Raw genomic sequence first — 17,558 nt, 5'->3', positions numbered from 1 at the left:
CAGACTAACCGGGTTGCCTCATCCATCACCAGGCCCGAATCCGCCGCCACCGGGCGTAAGAATTCTGACCCGTTCATTGGGTTGAACTTCAAACTCAACTTTGCTTCCGAGGTTTTGTTGGACCCCATCCTTCCGGATCAAATAGTTTTTTCCTGTTTCCCCGCTAGCAGCTCCATGAAGTCCGTAAGGCGCATACACTCTTCGTTCAGACAGGATAGCCACATGCATCTTCTCCAAAAATTCAATCTCCCTGATAAGCCCATCGCCACCGGAGAATTTCCCTTTGCCGCCTGAATTTCTTCGGATTGAAAATTCACGCAACAATACCGGGTACCGCAACTCCAAAACTTCCGGGTCGGTAATTCGGGTATTCGTCATGTGAGTGTGAACACCTGAAGCACCGCTAAAATCAGGACCGGCCCCTGCCCCACCCCCAATCGTTTCATAATAGGCAAAACGGTCATTGCCAAAAGTAAGGTTATTCATACACCCCTGGGAAGCGGCAACTGTCCCCAAAGCTTTGAAAACCAGATCGACTACCCGCTGAGATGTGAGCACATTCCCCGCTGCCACTGCAGCATTTTCAGAAGGAAACAGGATAGAACCCGGTGGAATTTCAAAGTCGATTGGATCGAGGCATCCCTGATTAAGAGGAATTTCTCCCCCTACCAGGCAACGCAGACAATAAAGTACCGCAGAATAGGTGACAGCACGTGGCGCATTCAGATTCCCTTTAACCTCTGAACCGGTCCCGGAAAAATCGAACAACGCCTTTCCGTTGGGATTTAACTCCAATTGAAGACAAAGCTCTGTATCGTCATCCATATGGTCGCCTGCCGTCAGGATTTTTTTCGATCCGCCTGAAAGCTTCGCAATGCATTCAGTGACGGCCTGTGCCGCGCTGTTCCGGATATATTGCATGTACGCGTGGACTGTCTTCAGCGACTGGGATTCGATCAACTCGTTCAACAATTCACAACCCCTCCGGTTCGCTGCTATCTGGGCTTTTAAATCGGAAAGATTATCTGCAAGAGCACGGGATCCGGGAATTGAATTTCCATCGATGTCCCTGGAATTCGATTCGGTCAATAAGCGGGTGATCCCCTCAGTCTGAAAGTTTCCGCGATCAACCAGTTTAAAAGATTTGATAGCGGCCCCTTCCTCCACCAGGCGGGTTGCAGAGGCGGGCATTGAACCCGGTGCTATTCCTCCGATATCGGCGTGGTGGCCTCGGCTGGCAACAAAAAACACAGGTCTCCCCTTTTCAATAACTGGAGTGATCACCGTGATATCCGGGAGATGGGTTCCTCCGGTAACGGGATGATTACTTATCCAAACATCCCCTTCCTGACAGTCCTGACCTTGCAACCTTATTTGCGCTTTTACCGCTTCTCCCATCGAACCCAAATGAACAGGTTGATGAGGGGCATTGGCAATCAGGTCACCTTCAGGTGAGAACAGGGCGCATGAAAAATCCTGGCGCTCTTTTATATTGGTCGACAACGCAGTTCGCTTTAGTACATGCCCCATCTGCTCGGCTATCGACATAAACCTGTTGCCAAAAACAGCTAGACGAACGGGGTCGTATTCTTCACCAGTCTGTTTTTTTCCAATGAGAGTAATGTCGATAAGTACGTCGCCCTGCAAAGTCAACTCGGCACGGCAATCAGGTGGCACAACAATGGTCGAAGTATTTTGTATAAGAAGTGCCGGACCATCAATCACGTGTCCAGCACCCAGGTTTTCACATCTATAAATGGACGTTTCAAACCAGTCCGTTTCAAAAAAACAGGATGTGGTGGATTCTGGAACCGGGGTCGAATTTACCGTCTGAAGGTCTGGAATCTCGGGACGATTTTTTTTGCCAATGGCTCTAACCCTTAACGCTTCCACCCAGATTGTTTTCTCTTCCGGCAGGAAACCAAATTGACGCTGTATCAATTCTCTAAAACTGTCTGCAAAGGGTTTATCCTCTTCTTCAATTACCATCACCCCAAAATCGGTTCCCTTGTAAGCAAGTTGAAGATAGCGTTGAATTTGAATTGCTCCTCCCACAAATCCATCTGAATTCAATTGACCTTTTGCCTTTGTTTCTAACTTTTGAAACCGTTCCCGTATTTCCGGAAGAGCGCTGTCTGCCAACTCAAAAGCGACCGGTTCCTGAAGATCCCGGACAACGTCTGCCAAAGCGAGCCCGTAGGCCGAAAGAATCCCGGCAAAACGATGAATCACCACCTTGCGGATTCCCAGCGCCCGGGCCAAAGCACAGGCGTGTTGACCACCAGCACCACCGAAACAGGCCAGGATGTGGTCGCGCACATCAAAACCCCGAGTCTCTGTCACTTCACGGATAGCTCTCGCCATTTGCTCATTGGCAACTTCTATAAAACCTTCTGCCACCTGTTCAGGAGACATAGTGGATCCACCATTTTCCTGAACGTAATGATTTATCTCTTCCGTGAGGGTGGTCATCGCGCGGCGGGTTTCTTGTTGGTCAAGAGATTCATCCTGCCCCCTCCCAAAAATTTTAGGAAAAAAATCAGGATGTAACCTTCCCAGAAACAAGTTGGCATCGGTAATCGACAATTGACCACCGTTGCGGTAGCAAACTGGACCAGGGTAGGCCCCTGAAGACTCTGGCCCGACTGCCAGCATCCCGTTTTGAAAAGTCAAAAGAGAACCGCCCCCCGCTGCAATGGTATGAATATCCAACTGGGGGGTTTGCAAATGAATTCCTGCGACCATACTCTCTTGTATCAGGTCGTATTCCCCGTCAAACCGGGATACGTCGGTGGAAGTCCCCCCCATATCAAAGCCAATAACCGGAACCTTGTCTTCCTCCTTCCATACTGATTGCGAATACCCAACGACTCCGCCAGCCGGCCCGGATAAAATCGCATTGCTGCCTGTGTATCTTTGTGGAGGAACCAACCCTCCGTCGGATTGCATGAACAGCAGTTCTGGTTCAACCTGGTGAAAAGCTTCCGAAAACGATTCGCAGTAACTGCGGATAGTTGGTGTTAAATAAGCTTCGACCAGGCAGGTCTGACCACGATCTACAAACTTGATACGAGGCATCACTTCATGCGACAGGTAAACAAATTCAAATCCAACTTTCCGTGCAAGGTCCCCGATCATCCGCTCATGGTCGGGGAACCACCAGGCGTGGAGACAAACCACTGCAAGGCTGACTACCCCCTTCTTCTTCAAAACCGTGAAGTCCTCGCGCAACCTATCGAGGTCCGGACTTTTTATAATCTCAACCTCGCTTGTCTTTTTCCCATTAATCGGCAAACGGACCCTTTCGTCGACCTCGACAACGGCCTCGTAAAGGTTATCCGGTTTTTTAATTTTGAGTTCGAACAGGTGAGGTCGGTTTTGTTTTCCTATTTCGAGCAGGTCACCGAAACCGCGTGTGATGACGAGAGCCGTGCGGGTTCCCTTTTTTTCCAATAGAGCGTTGGTGGCCAGGGTCGTTCCCATTCGAACAGAATCAATTTCGCCCGCAGACGTTTCAGGATGCCAGGGTTTTCTCGTAACATCAGTGATGATCCTGCGAATAGCTTCGATTGCCGGGTCGGCGTAGTGTTTCGGGTTCTTTGAAAGAAGTTTTACCAGACGGAAACCCGGCTGCCCGGGAACCTCGGCGTATACGTCTGTAAACGTTCCACCGCGATCAATGGAGAACCAGAACCCAGGCGCTGGTTTCATATCTCAACTAAGGGGGATGAAAAAGAAAAAAGAAGGAAGGGTATTTCTATGGGAATGAATTGCGGCACAGATTATTCCGCCATCAAATCCATGGTGCGACCTTCGCATGAAATCATCAATTCCAGATTATTATCCGGAGCAATGGCTTTAAGATATTTTTTGGTCTGCCCCATAACGCTCATAATTTTCATATCGCTGTAAGTGGGTTCGTGGTGATAGAAGGACAGACATTTCACTCCTGCCGCTAAAGCCAGATCCACACCAATAAAGGTTGAACTGTGCCCCCAATCTTCTTTCTCGATACCCTCGACAAAAGTGTACTGGGAATCAAAAACCAGAAGGTCGGCATCTTTGAAAAATTCTACTGTTGGGGCAAGATCTTCCGGCTCTAACCGTTTATATTCAGCGTCCGTCGAATAAACCACTGAGCGACCTTCAAAGTCGACCCGATAAGAAAAACTTGCTCCGGGGTGTTCCATTTCTTTCCACGTAACCCGGACCGGGCCAAGTTCAATGCAATCCTGGTCCGCCAACTCGACCACCTGAATGTCTGCCTCAAAAGAACTGAAGGGAACGGGAAAAAAGTTGGGGCCCTGCTGACCTACCAGTCGTTCTTTTAAATTCGGGTGTACCCCGTAAATGGAGAATCGATTTCCCTTTCGATAAAATGGAACGAAAAACGGAATACCCATGATGTGATCCCAATGGGTGTGGGAAAGAAAAATATGGCCTTCCCCTTCCCCTTTTTCAAACTCCCTTTTTATCAGCTCATGCCCAAGCACTCGTAGGCCTGTTCCGGCATCAAATATGATGAGGTGCCCTCCAACCTCAACCTGGACACACGATGAATTCCCCCCAAAACACCCCTTTAAATGTTCTGGCAGATTTTTGACAAAGTTTTTTCTGGATGCCAAGTCTTTGAGATCATCAGGCGTTGCCAATTCGAGTGTTTGCGTCAGTTTATCTTCAACCTCAGATCCAATGAGAGGAGTAGGAATAGACCCCCGGACGCCACGGAATGTTACCTTGAATTCAGAATCACTCATATTTCACGGTATCCATAAAATTGAATCCAGGTTGTCACCTGATGCAAGACACTTAATCCAGTATTGTGAAGTGTGTTCAGATCATGTTGCAAGCATAAAAAAACACCAAATGTTCCCACATTGGTGAGTCTCTATTAAACTTTGACCGTTATTTATAAATTTTATTTGCCCAGAATATTTTGCGCGGCCTTTAAGGATTCTCGCGCATCGTCAACAAACTCCTGGTAAGTTTCCAGCGTCATTCCTTTTGCAATCAGGAACTTGCGATTGAGAGCATCTCCGGGATTGCCTAACCCGACCCGCCATTCGTGTATGTTGGCGATCGCATTGCTGAGGTTAACAGCGGCAACCACCATATCCTGGTCTTTTGATGGATCCAGTTTTTGATGGTGACGTCCCACGGCTTCGACCACCTCAGCGTCCAACGGCCACCACTTCTTGATAAACCCGGCACCCAGTTCTGCGTGACATATACCAAACTGTTCCCGCTCCAGTGTTTCCAACGGCGACTCTTTATCTTCAATACCTCTAAGGAAATTTCTATACTCCTTTGGAATCAGGAAATAGAACACGAGAATCCCTATATCGTGCATCAGGCCCGCGAGATAGGCTTGTTCCCCAATTCTTCTTTCAGGGTCCCAGCGGCCCGCAATATGTCGCGACAACACACCTACCGCCAGACAGTGTTTCCAGAACTTGTCCTGCTTGAAGGTCCCAACACCTGCAAATATCCTAGGCAGCTCCAGCGTATAGGCCAGATCCAGGACCAGTTTCAAACCAAGCCGGAGCACTGCTCCTTTTAAGGAAAGGATTTTTTCCCGGCCAGCTCCAAAAAAGACGCTGTTGGATAAGGCTAACAACCGTCCAGCAAGCACTGGCTCCGTTTCGATCAGCTGGGCAATATCATCCAACTCGCCGCCTGGATCATCGATTTTAGCTTCCAAACGGATTAAAATATCAGGCAAAGGTGGAATATTTCCCTTCTCCCCCATCCTGTTTAATATTTCATCGCGCATCGGGTATCTTCTGTCGTCTCAACAATTCCCCTGCCAACGCTAAAAAAAGTGATCCAGTATGGTTCACATAGGCGGGTTAGGTCAACCTAAATCAATGAGTTTCACCACTACTTCCAAAAATCTCTTTTGGTTTGACCCATCAAATCAGACCAGATAAAATACAAAAGCATAATAACAGACTGATTTTAAAAAGCTTACCTTTGTTCAACGGCAATTTTCTTTAAAAAATAAAGAAGCATTCACCTTCTTTATAAAAAAAGGCTCAATCCTTCCCCTTTCAACCCAAATGAATTTATTTACTTTTCTAGTCCTCACATTTTTAACCTCATCCATTATAGGAGGGTGCAGCACCTATTCAACCTCTAACGGTTTTCAGTCCTCCGGGTCGGCACCGCCTGTCCAAAACAGAACCTCTTCTCCTTCCGTCACGAGAGCCAATAATGAACCGGCGATACCCTACCGTGTCGATGGTAAAACTTACTATCCCGTAGCCAATGCTTCCGGCTATTCACGCAAGGGAATCGCATCGTGGTATGGCCCTAAATTTCATGGCAAAAAAACCTCCAGTGGTGAAATTTACAACATGCATTCCCTGACAGCGGCGCATAAAACCCTTCCGTTCAATACCAGGGTAAGGGTAATCAATAAACTCAATAACCGTTCGGTTATCGTCAGGATCAATGACCGCGGTCCCTTTGTGGGGCGAAGGATCATTGACCTTAGTTATGGAGCAGGAGTTAAATTAGGCATGGTAAAAAATGGGACCGTGCCGGTGAGCCTTCGTGCTCTGGAACCCGCTTCAAATTCTTTAAAAACCCAAAAACCGGCTCAGACAAGTTTCCAGAAAACGTATACCGTACAAGTGGGGGTTTTCAAAAACCTCGAAAATGCTCAGTTAATGGCAAAGAGACTGGGGGATGGACAAGTATTAAATTTCGATCAATCCAGCCTTCCTCTTTACCGTGTGGTGACCACGGCCTATAATACATTCGACAGAGCACAGCGTAGGATGGATACTTTACGTCGACTCGGTCATCAGGGGGCATTTGTCATCGCAATGCCCACCCCGTAAAATTCCAACAGGAATTTTTCCTTTGGAGTAATTATTTTCCGGCAACTCGCTTTCCATAGAAACCCGGGAAAAGCTTGCAGTCGGTTCAATTTATCAGAAATATCCAGGTCAACTCTCTGGAATGGAGAATGAAGTATGCGGTTGCCGGTCCTCGACAAACTTGAAAACGAATTAATGGAAACCAAGCGTGAGCTGGAGGTGGATATCCCCAAGGCACTCAAAATTGCCACCGATATGGGAGACCTTAGTGAAAACGCTGAATATAAAGCCGCCAAGGAACGACAGACGTTTCTTCAATCACGAATCTCTCAATTGCAGGGCCGAATCAGCAATGTCATGCAGCTTGATGTGGCCCGCCTTCCAAAAGATCGTGCTGGGTTGGGAAGCAAGCTTCATTTGAAAAACCTGGATACGGATGAGGATAAAGTTTACTACCTTGTTTTCCCTGAAGAAGTCGACCCGGATACAGGACGGATCTCCCCGGCATCTCCCATTGGCAAAAGCCTGGTGGGTAAAAAGGAAGGAGATGAAGTTATCATGAGGTTTGGGGGAAACGAATCCTATTTTGAAGTAACCCTTCTCGTCACCATCCACAATATGGGTACAGAATAGAACCCTTAACTTAAAACTTTTTCCATTCTCCCTATTCCTGAACCAAGCAGCCAACTACCCATCTGAAAAAATCACCTTGAAGAAAGCCATACGTTATTCATGTCATCAAAGCCACTTTTAAAATTTGAAACGATTGCAGAAGACAATCCTTATTTCCTTGATCCCGAAGAGTATCCAAACTGGCCAGAGCAATTCAGAGACAGCCAGCCGGTTGTACTGGAAATAGGATTTGGTAATGGTAGTTTCCTTCTCGACATGGCCGTGCAGCGACCGGATTGCAACCTGATCGGTCTGGACTTTTATCATAAAGGAATTCGGAAACTGTTCACCCGGATGTCTCGCTATGGGCTGACCAACATCAGAGTCGTTTACGGAGACGCCAAGGAAAAAATCCCGTTTTTATTCAGGGAGGCTGAACTCACGGAGATTTATATCAATTTCCCGGATCCCTGGCCCAAAAAGAGACATCATAAAAGGCGGCTCATCAAACCCCATGTCGTCAGGACTCTTTGGGAAAAACTGGTCCCGGAAGGCCGACTTCGCCTGGCAACCGACTTTGAAGAATATGCCATGGAAATGCTGGAAGTCCTTGAGGGTGACCCCGGGTTTCGAAACCTGCACCAGGATCCAGGGTTCGCCAACCATCGCGAAGACGTTCCCCGCACCAAATACGAAAAAAATTTCCTCAATCAGGGAAAAAAGATTTATTATCTAGACTTCGTAAAAGTGCCCTGCCCCTGATAGAATAAAGCAGTACTGCGAACCCTCCAGCCAAAAGGAGCCATCCTTGTCAAAACCCCGCGTCCTCATTGTGGATGATGAAAAAAACATTGTCAGTTCCCTCCATGGGATTCTGGAAGACGAAGGTTACAGGATCGATACCGCCGACGACGGGCTTGATGCCTTGGAACAGGTGCAATCTGACCCGCCGGACTTGGTCCTGCTCGACATTTGGCTTCCAGGGATGGATGGCATCGAAGTCCTCAAGACGATCAAGACCTATCACCCGGAAATAGAGGTTCTGATCATGTCCGGGCATGGCACGATCGACACTGCGGTCAAGGCGACCAAACTGGGAGCTTTTGATTTCATCGAAAAACCCTTTTCATTGGACCAACTGGTCCAGTCAGTGGATAAGGCTCTGAAGCTAAAACAAACCCGAGTCGACCAGGGACCGCATAACGGCAATTCCAAACCTGAACTGCCGCATTGTTTTCAGATCATGGTGGATGTCAAAAAAAAGATTAAGGAAGCCTCGCGCCACAACCACCCGATGTTGATCCAGGGGGCTCCGGGCACCGGGAAAGAGTTTGTCGCACAGGCTATACATATGGAAAGCAAGAATTCCCGCCTGCCTTTCATGAAAATCAATTGCCCGTCAAGATCCATGACTTCACTGCAACAGGAATTGTTTGTTCGCAAGGGGAAAAGCAGCGCATCCACGCCAGGTGATCGGGTAGTGTATTTAAAAAACATTGAAGCACTCAGCCCCACCTTGCAGGACAAACTGATCCAGGCGTTGAAATCAGAGGACGATGCCCCCTTTCTGCCAGCACGTGTGTTCGCTTCCACCTCTGTAGACCTGTCACGGAGAGTAGAACGGGGAAAATTTCGTAAGGAGTTACTGGACATCCTAAGCAAAAACACCCTGGAAGTTCCGCCACTAAAAAACTTCAAGGACAATATTCCGATTCTTGTAAAAAAATATTTTGAGGAACTCGCCGAATACGGAAATTACACACCGCATTCTGTTGACGATGAGGCCATGGAAAGACTAGTCGCCTACGACTGGCCAGGGAACCTTAAAGAACTGCGGGACTTTCTCGATAACATCGCCCGCAAGGTGCACCCGGACGACGTTATCAATATCGACCATCTTCCCCCACCTGTCGGATTGGATGAATCAGAAGCCATTTCGACTGCGAGGGAAAAAGGAGCATCACGTCTACCACGCCAGCGCACGCTCAAAAGGAGTGTCGTTCTGTGTGGAAGCGGTCTGCACTCAGGAATCAAAACGGGACTGATCATGCAACCCCTGCCACCCAACTCGGGAATCATCTTTGGCCATATTTCCAGCACGGCAACCATACCTGCCAAGCCAGAAAACGTGGAGTCTACCGAATACTCCACATGTATAAAAAAAGGTTTTTTCTCAGTGGGCACCATTGAACACATCATGGCAGTTCTCCATATGTATCGAATCAATAACCTTTTGATCAAAATTGGGGACGAAGCACCGGTGATGGATGGATCTGCAAAAGACTTTTGCCAACTGGTTGAAGATGGTGAATTCGAAGAACAGGACTCCCCGTATGAGGAACTTGTAATCGACAAAGAATACTCTTTTGGCGACCCAAAGGGCGCTCATATAAAAATAGCGCCTTGCGATGGCTTTGAGGTGAGTTACCACATGGAATACCCAGAACCCATCGGAACTATGGATTACACCTTCAAGTACGAAAACTTTGAGGGCTTTAAAAAAGAAATTGCCCCGGCACGCACTTTCGGTTTTATGGAGGAAGTGGCTGCCCTCACAAAGCTTGGCTTTGCCTCTGGCGGAAAGCTCGACAACTTTATCATGCTGGGTGATGGCAAAGTACTTAACACCGAATTGCGTTACCCGGATGAATTCGCCCGCCATAAAATTCTCGACATACTCGGCGATTTTTACCTTCTGGGCAAACCCATACGCGGAAAAATTTCGGCTCACAAATCGGGACACACACAGAACGTGGGACTGATAAAAACGATCCAGGAAAACCTGCCCAACTGACCTTCGTCTCCCCCACTTGCCCCTGAAAATCCAGAGTGGTACGCTTAACTTGTCTTGAAATACATTGCTGTTCTTGCCATTCAGCCATCCGGAACTTTACCCATGCCCACCTCTACATTTAAAATCGCTGTTCTAGTCTCGGGGCGAGGCACAAATCTACAATCGATTCTGGACCAGGTCGAATCAGGCTCCCTACCCGTTGAGGTCGCACTCATCATAAGTAACAAAAAAAATGCTCAGGCTTTGGAGCGGGGCAGGAAAGCCGGAATACCATCCAAATTTATTAATCCAAAGGATTACCCGGACAGGGATGCATATGATGCCGTTTTAGTTAAACTTCTTCAGGCTGAAAACGTAGACCTTATCTGTCTTGCCGGGTACATGCGAATTTTAACGTCAAAGTTTATCCAGGCTTTCTCAGGCAAAATAATCAACATCCACCCTTCTCTCTTGCCTTCATTTCCCGGGCTTGATGTACAGCAACAAGCCATCGACCATGGAGTCAAGTATTCCGGCTGCACCGTCCATTTTGTAGATGAAGAAGTAGATACCGGCCCCATCATCCTACAGGCGGTTGTACCGGTAAAAGAACAGGACACCGCCGAAACACTCTCAGCCCGTATTTTGAAAGAAGAGCATAAAATTTACCCCGAGGCTGTCCGGCTGATTGCGGAAAATAGAATTTGCGTTGAAGGCCGCCGAGTCTCCATCCAGGAGCCCTCCTTATGACAAAACGGAAGCGTTGTCTTTTATCCTTTGCCATATCTGTTTTTATTTCGGCCACAATAAACACCAACGCCCTGGCACTCAATCCAGATGAAACTATAATTGCCGTGCAAAAAAGATATGACGCCACCACCAGCCTGAAAGCCAGGTTTATCCAAAAATCCTACCTTAAAGTAATGGGGCAGTCCCAGGTTGCGGAAGGAAGTGTTCTGATAAAAAAGCCGGGGAGGATGAAATGGAACTATTCAGCACCAGATCCACAGCTACTCATCAGCGATGAAGACTTTCTATGGCTTTACCTTCCGGATGATAAACAGGCCACCCGTATGAAAATCGAAAGTGTTTATTCCTCAAACACACCAGCCCTGTTTCTGGCAGGAAAGGGAAAACTCACCCGATCATTCAACGTTGGTCAGGTTCTGGAGCAGGAAACCACTTATAAAATCACCTTGTTTCCAAAAGAAGAAGAACAAAATATCGATCACCTTGTTCTTTTTGCAGACAAGAAAAATTTCCAGATATTGGGATCCAGCGTGTATGATAAATTAGGTAATCACACGGAAATGAGATTTACAGACATCAAGGTCAACCCGACCCTGAACGACAACCTGTTCCTGTTTAAGGCTCCGGCGGGAGTCGAAATCATCGACTTCTCCGAGCAACAGTAACCCGTAACCCCACAATCATGACTGAACTTTCGCTATTCCCTCTGGACACTCTGCTCGATTTCGGGTTGCGCATGGGTGCGTTTTTAGCCGGACTGGCTGCACTCATATTCGTCCATGAGTTGGGGCATTTTCTGGTTGCCCGGCGCTACGGGGTAATCGTGGAAAAGTTTGCGCTTGGCTTCGGCCCCAAATTAGTCGGTTTCACAAAGGGAGGGACCGAATACCTAATCGCGGCAATTCCTCTTGGCGGTTATGTGAAAATGAAGGGAGAAGACCCGAATGAAGAACTAGAAGATACCACAGGGTCTTTTCATCACGCCAAGGTCGGGCACCGAATCGCCATCGCCTTCGCCGGTCCTCTTTTTAATTTTATTTTTGCCATCCTGATCTTTGCCGGGGTTTATATCGCCGGTGTGCCCTCGCTGGACACCACAGTCGGCAATGTAAAGGAAGATTTTCCCGCCAGCGCAGCAGGAATAAAAACCGGCGACCGTATTGTCGAGATCAATGGAAAAAAGATTCAGTATTGGGAAGAGCTTTTGGATATTGTCCATAACTCACCTGGCAAGAAGATTGATTTCATGATCGACAGAAGTAACACACTGATCCCGCTTTCTATTACCCCCGTCGTGGATAAAGTAACGGATCTATTAGGTGATGAAAAAAAAGTAGGACTTATCGGAATCGGGTCACTGCGAAACTTAATCACCTACGTCGATAAAGGTTCCGCAGCAGACACCGCAGGTTTAAAAGTAGACGATCGCCTGGTTGCAGTGGATGGCGTTCCTATCCGGGAAATCCAGGATCTGGTTCCCACAGCAATCGACAAGCCGGGACAGGAGTTGATTTTCTCGGTTATTCGCGACGGCAAGCAATTGGATCTGCCAGTCACACCTGAGCCCAAAACAATAAAGGATGAAAAAGGGCTTTCTGTTGAAAGAGGATTGATAGGGCTTAACCTGGGTGGCAACATGCTGCAACAGTCTTACAGCCTTCCTGGAGCTATCATCCGCTCTCTCGAAGAAACCTGGGGAATGATCAAACTCATCGCGATCAGCATCCAGAAAATGATTTTTGGTTCCGTGCCCTCGAATTCTATCGGAGGCCCAATCCTGATCTTTCAGGTTTATGGAGAGCAGGCCCAGCAAGGGTTTATGCAAACCATACGCTTGACAGCATTGCTCAGCATCAATCTGGGACTCATCAACCTGCTTCCCATACCGATTCTGGATGGCGGCCACATTTTCTTTTTCCTGATCGAAATCCTGAAAGGCCGCCCTGTAAGCGAGCGCAACCGTGAGCGCGCTGCCCAGGTAGGTTTGTTCATGATACTCTCACTGATGGTATTTGCCTTTTATAATGACATCGCGCGCATCATGAATTGACCTTCTGTATGGCCGACCCACCGGACATCGACATTGAGCGCCGTCTGGAAGATTTGCATACCGCGGCAAACAAGCTTAATATTGAGGTCGTTTTCAGTGATCTTTCAGATCCTGAATTTCCAGCTAAAAGCGGCTTATGCAAGATCCACGGGCGCGATATTATTTTGCTCGACCGGACTCTGCCACCAGCGCAACAAATTGAAGTCCTGCTGGAAACGTTGCGACAATTCGACCTCGAAACCATCTTCCTGGCAGCCTGGATCCGTGATCGACTTGAACGCCCGGAGACCTGACAAAAACAATCTGGTCAAAACAAAGAAACAAGACAAAGAAAACTAACCTTCCCCCCCGCAAGGCGGTGGGAACAACCTGAAATTAACTCTAATGACCCTTCAAAATAAAATCCTTCCCGAACAAAGACGTGGAAAATTAAAACAACTGATTAACCAGGGCCATCTGGTTCGAGCACTCGAAGCCCACAACGGGCTCAGTGGCATCATTGCCGACACGGTCAAAGTTGAAGGCCAATCTGGTGAAACAGAGGTTGTAATGGAGTTTGATGCCATTTGGGAAAGTAGCCTCACCGATTCAGCGGGAAAGGGTCACCCGGATATTGAAGTCATCAGTTTTGATTCACGCTTGCACACCATTAATGAAATTCTGGCAGTCACACACAAACCCATGATCGTTGATGGTGACACGGGAGGGGATCCCAATAATTTTGAATACATGGTCTCCAAACTGGAGAGAGCCGGAGTGTCTGCTGTCATCATCGAAGACAAGGTATTCCCAAAGCGCAACAGTCTTGAGGCGGGAGCAAACCAGACCCTGGAAGCCCCCAATCTGTTTGCGGCAAAAATCAAGCGCGGCAAGGCCGTCCAGATGACCCAGGACTTTTTAATCATTGCGCGTCTTGAAAGTTTCATTGCCGGAATGGGATTGAGCGATGCCCTCATGCGTGCGGAAACTTATCTTGAAGCAGGTGTCGACGGCATTATGGTTCATTCCAAATCCAAGGATCCGACTGAAATTCTGAGTTTCGCCGAACATTACAAAGAACTGCAAAAGCGTCTCGGCATCCAACGCCCCCTGGTGTGCGTGCCAACAACCTACAACAGTATTCAGGAAGATGAATTGAAAGCCGCCGGCTTCAATGTGGTGATCCACGCAAACCACCTGCTTCGTTCCGCTTACAAATCGATGATCCAGACGGCACAAAGTATCCTTTCCAATCAGCGCAGTCTTGAAGCCGATGCATTATGCGCTCCGGTAAAAGACATCTTTCGTGCCGTGGGATTTCTTGCTGTCACAGAAAAAGACAAACTGTCTGAGTCTAATAAAAACATCCACGTGATCATTCCGGCTGCAGGCGACACATCAAGCTTAGGTTCCATGGCGACCGACTGTCCTCTTGCCATGCTGGACATAGCAGGAAAAACTCTTCTCAACCGGCAGGTTAAGGCACTCAATGTCAATGGCCTGAACGACATCACCGTAGTTACCGGGTTTGCGGCGGATAAAATGTCTGCTGAAGGTATCAACTTTGTGCATAACCCGGACTATCGACAAGGCTCAGAAGTTCACAGCATGCTGTGTGCACGCGAAAAAATGACCAATGGGTTTGCTCTGCTCTACTCAGATATTCTCGTTGAATTCGACATCATCAAAAAGCTGATGGATCGCAAGGAAGATATCGTACTGGTGGTCGACAACTCCATCCAATATCACGGACCGGTGCCCGGCAAAATTCACGACTATGTTATCGGCGCCAATCAAAAACAAAAATTACGACGCAATATAAATTTTGACTTCCAGAGAACCATCGCCCAAATCAGCAAAAAGATAGATCCGGCCACGGCGACTCATGAGTTCATCGGCCTGGCAAAATTTTCAGCAACAGGAGTCGAGCAACTCCTGCAGACCTATGAAGATTGCGCACGGAATTTTCAAGGTGGCATCCAGGAGGCGGAAAACATGTCAAAATTCCGCTTCACCGACCTCATTCAGGAAATGATCGAGCGAGGATTCAGTGTGCACTATCTTGAAATCCACAAAGGCTGGCTGGAGGTTCACCTGCCTGAAGATATCGAGTTGGCCAATCAGTTATTCCCTGCTCAGAAGCCCCAGCAAGTCGCCACTTCCTGATCCATCCCGAATACCCACATCAACTCAATTAACGGAATTTTCCGATGCGTTATTCACAAATGTTCATCCCGACCCTCAAACAACCTCCCGCTGATGCAGAAGTGATCAGCCACCAACTCATGATCCGCGCGGGTATGATCCGCCAACTGGCATCAGGGGTTTATTCTATATTACCGCTGGGTCAGCGCGTGTTGAAAAAAGTCGAACAAATCATCCGCGAAGAAATGAATGCGATTGGTGGGTTGGAAATGTTTCTTCCCAGCATCCAACCGGCGGAACTCTGGAAAGAGAGTGGGCGATGGGATTTTTATGGCAAAGAACTGTTACGTATCAACGATCGCCATAATCGGGAGTTCTGTTACGGCCCCACTCATGAGGAAGTTATCACCGACATTGTCCGACGCGATGTTAAATCCTATAAGCAATTGCCGTTGTTAATGTACCAGATACAGACCAAGTTTCGGGATGAAGTGCGCCCACGGTTCGGTGTCATGCGTGGCCGCGAATTCATGATGAAAGATGCCTACAGTTTCCACGCCGACGAAGAAAGTACGCGCAAAACTTATGAGGATATGAAACAGGCCTACTCCAACATTTTTACGCGTTGCGGCCTTGAGTTTAAAATGGTGGAAGCCGACTCCGGAACTATTGGGGGCAGTTTTTCCCACGAATTTATGGTTCTGGCGGATTCCGGGGAAGATGCTGTTGGTTTTTGCAACCACTGCGATTACGCATCCAACCTTGAAAAAGCCGCACTCAAACCTCCTGCACCACAAACCGTACCCGAATCACCAGCTGAATTAACAGAAGTTCCTACTCCCGGAAAAAAATCGGTAGAGGAAGTTTCGGGTTTTCTTAACAAGGGTCCGGAGAATATTGTCAAAACGCTGGTATTTGAAAATGAAGATGGACTGGTCGCCGGGCTGGTGAGGGGTGACCGCCAGCTCAATTTAATCAAATTAAAAAATCACCTCGGATGCGACTGGCTGCATCCGGCTGATGAAAAAACCATCGTGGAGAAAACCGGGTTCCCTGTCGGATTTTTGGGACCTGTTGGACTGAATATGAAAATCTTCGCCGATCATGAGATCGGTGTGATGCATGATTTTGTTACGGGGGCTAATAAGCCGGACACCCATCTAACCGGAGTGCAACTGGACCGTGACATCAAAGTAACCGAAATACTGGATTTGAGAGAAGTGATTGAAGGTGACCCCTGCCCCCGTTGTGACGAGGGGCACTATCAGATCCGACGTGGGATTGAGGTGGGCCATATATTCATCCTCGGCACAAAATACAGTAAAGCCTTGAAAGCAAACTTTCTGGACCCCAATGGAAAAGAACAACCTTTTGTAATGGGATGTTATGGTATTGGGGTGGGGCGTACTGCGGCAGCAGCGATTGAGCAGAACCACGACGAAAACGGGATCATCTGGCCTACACCTCTGGCCCCTTTTCAAGTATCCGTAATCCCGGTCAACCTCAATTCTGAGCCCGTTAAAGAAGCAGCCGAAAAAGTCTATCAAACCCTGAAAAACAACGGGGTTGAAGCCCTTTTGGATGATCGATCTGATCGCCTTGGAGCCAAGCTCAAGGATGCAGAATTAACAGGGATTCCCGTGCAAATTGTTATTGGCCCCAAAAACCTGGAAGCTGGCAACCTTGAAGTTAAGTTTAGAAAATCAGGCGAATCCCAATCCTTGCCTTTTCCAGACCAGTTAGACCAACTGGCAGGCCTGATAAAAGCTTTGTAATTAAGGATTTAGATTAACCTCCTTTTTCCTTGAAACCGGGACTGGGTTCCGGTAGAATTTCCACAAAATAAGCAGGTCTGCGGATGCGGGCTTTAGCCCGCTTTTTTTTTGGGGCTTGCCAATGCGGGCGGGGCGCCCCCCAATTTCGCCTCAAAAATTAACAATGGCGCCCCTTGGGGCTGTCCATGCAAAAAGGTTCCGTAGTACAAACAGTTGAAAGTTTAGTCCTCCCTGTTCTCAAAGATCTCGGGTTAGAACTGGTGGACATAGAATACAGGCGGGAGGGAAAGGGCTGGGTCCTAAGAATATTTATTGACAAAGAAGGCGGTATCACCGTTAACGATTGCACCATGGTGAGCCATCAGGTTGGAGACCTTATCGATATTGACGACCTGATACCCAATGCCTATTGCCTTGAAGTTTCCTCTCCGGGACTGGATCGTCCTCTGAAGAAAGAACAGGATTTCATCAAATATAAAGAGCGGCGAATCCAGCTAAACACCTTTGCCCCCATAGATACCCGAAGAAATTTTCAGGGAACCATCAAAGATTTCCGGGAAGGTGTGTTATTTCTGGAATCACAGGGGGTCCCATTGGAGATTCCCCTGGATAACATTGCGAAGGCCAAACTGGAAATAGAGATATAACGA

14 protein-coding genes are annotated in these 17,558 nt (G+C 47.9%); 11 read left to right on the top strand and 3 right to left on the bottom strand.

Translation table 11 applies throughout. The features are described from left to right. Positions 1-18: 18 nt before the first annotated feature. The 3 genes from G3M70_12690 to G3M70_12680 all read right to left on the bottom strand — a co-directional run bounded on the left by G3M70_12690 (position 19) and on the right by G3M70_12680 (position 5,773). Positions 19-3,711, bottom strand: coding sequence for a 5-oxoprolinase (locus tag G3M70_12690; protein ID QPJ62686.1), 3,693 nt, complete (start codon positions 3,709-3,711; stop codon positions 19-21). Between the two features lie 71 nt (positions 3,712-3,782). Then, entirely contained in the window at positions 3,783-4,757 is a 975-nt protein-coding gene (locus G3M70_12685) for an MBL fold metallo-hydrolase (GenBank protein QPJ62685.1), read from the bottom strand. A 161-nt stretch (positions 4,758-4,918) separates the two neighbouring features. After that, positions 4,919-5,773, bottom strand: coding sequence for an HDOD domain-containing protein (locus G3M70_12680; GenBank protein ID QPJ62684.1), 855 nt, complete (start codon positions 5,771-5,773; stop codon positions 4,919-4,921). Between the two features lie 286 nt (positions 5,774-6,059). On the opposite strand from G3M70_12680, the gene G3M70_12675 reads away from it, so the two are divergent. From G3M70_12675 to G3M70_12625, 11 genes are all read left to right on the top strand, one after another. After that, entirely contained in the window at positions 6,060-6,845 is a 786-nt protein-coding gene (locus G3M70_12675) for a septal ring lytic transglycosylase RlpA family protein (GenBank protein ID QPJ62683.1), read from the top strand. A 135-nt stretch (positions 6,846-6,980) separates the two neighbouring features. Next, entirely contained in the window at positions 6,981-7,457 is a 477-nt protein-coding gene (locus G3M70_12670) for a transcription elongation factor GreA (protein QPJ62682.1), read from the top strand. 99 nt (positions 7,458-7,556) lie between these two features. Beyond that, positions 7,557-8,198: a tRNA (guanosine(46)-N7)-methyltransferase TrmB gene (trmB, locus tag G3M70_12665; GenBank protein ID QPJ62681.1), complete on the top strand. Its 642-nt coding sequence runs from the start codon at positions 7,557-7,559 to the stop codon at positions 8,196-8,198. 46 nt (positions 8,199-8,244) lie between these two features. After that, positions 8,245-10,230 carry a UDP-3-O-[3-hydroxymyristoyl] N-acetylglucosamine deacetylase gene (gene lpxC, locus G3M70_12660; GenBank protein ID QPJ62680.1) on the top strand — a complete coding sequence of 662 codons (1,986 nt, stop codon included), beginning with the start codon at positions 8,245-8,247 and terminating at the stop codon, positions 10,228-10,230. A gap of 102 nt (positions 10,231-10,332) precedes the next feature. Further along, positions 10,333-10,959: a phosphoribosylglycinamide formyltransferase gene (locus G3M70_12655; protein QPJ62679.1), complete on the top strand. Its 627-nt coding sequence runs from the start codon at positions 10,333-10,335 to the stop codon at positions 10,957-10,959. Beyond that, on the top strand, positions 10,956-11,624 hold the full coding sequence (lolA, locus tag G3M70_12650) for an outer membrane lipoprotein chaperone LolA (GenBank protein QPJ62678.1): 669 nt from the start codon (positions 10,956-10,958) through the stop codon (positions 11,622-11,624). The genes G3M70_12655 and lolA overlap by 4 nt, the downstream gene beginning before the upstream one ends. Before the next feature lie 17 nt (positions 11,625-11,641). Further along, on the top strand, positions 11,642-13,009 hold the full coding sequence (gene rseP, locus G3M70_12645) for an RIP metalloprotease RseP (protein QPJ62677.1): 1,368 nt from the start codon (positions 11,642-11,644) through the stop codon (positions 13,007-13,009). Positions 13,010-13,017: 8 nt separating this feature from the next. Beyond that, a complete protein-coding gene (locus G3M70_12640; GenBank protein ID QPJ62676.1) occupies positions 13,018-13,302 on the top strand; it encodes a hypothetical protein in 285 nt (94 codons plus the stop codon). A 91-nt stretch (positions 13,303-13,393) separates the two neighbouring features. Beyond that, positions 13,394-15,154: a phosphoenolpyruvate mutase gene (gene aepX, locus G3M70_12635; GenBank protein QPJ62675.1), complete on the top strand. Its 1,761-nt coding sequence runs from the start codon at positions 13,394-13,396 to the stop codon at positions 15,152-15,154. Between the two features lie 44 nt (positions 15,155-15,198). After that, positions 15,199-16,908, top strand: coding sequence for a proline--tRNA ligase (locus tag G3M70_12630; GenBank protein QPJ62674.1), 1,710 nt, complete (start codon positions 15,199-15,201; stop codon positions 16,906-16,908). A gap of 185 nt (positions 16,909-17,093) precedes the next feature. Next, a complete protein-coding gene (locus G3M70_12625; GenBank protein QPJ62673.1) occupies positions 17,094-17,555 on the top strand; it encodes a ribosome maturation factor RimP in 462 nt (153 codons plus the stop codon). The last annotated feature ends 3 nt before the right edge of the window (positions 17,556-17,558 follow it).

Source organism: Candidatus Nitronauta litoralis, assembly GCA_015698285.1.
Classification (GTDB): Bacteria; Nitrospinota; Nitrospinia; order Nitrospinales; family Nitrospinaceae; genus Nitronauta; species Nitronauta litoralis.
This window is presented reverse-complemented; position numbering and strand designations above follow the sequence as displayed.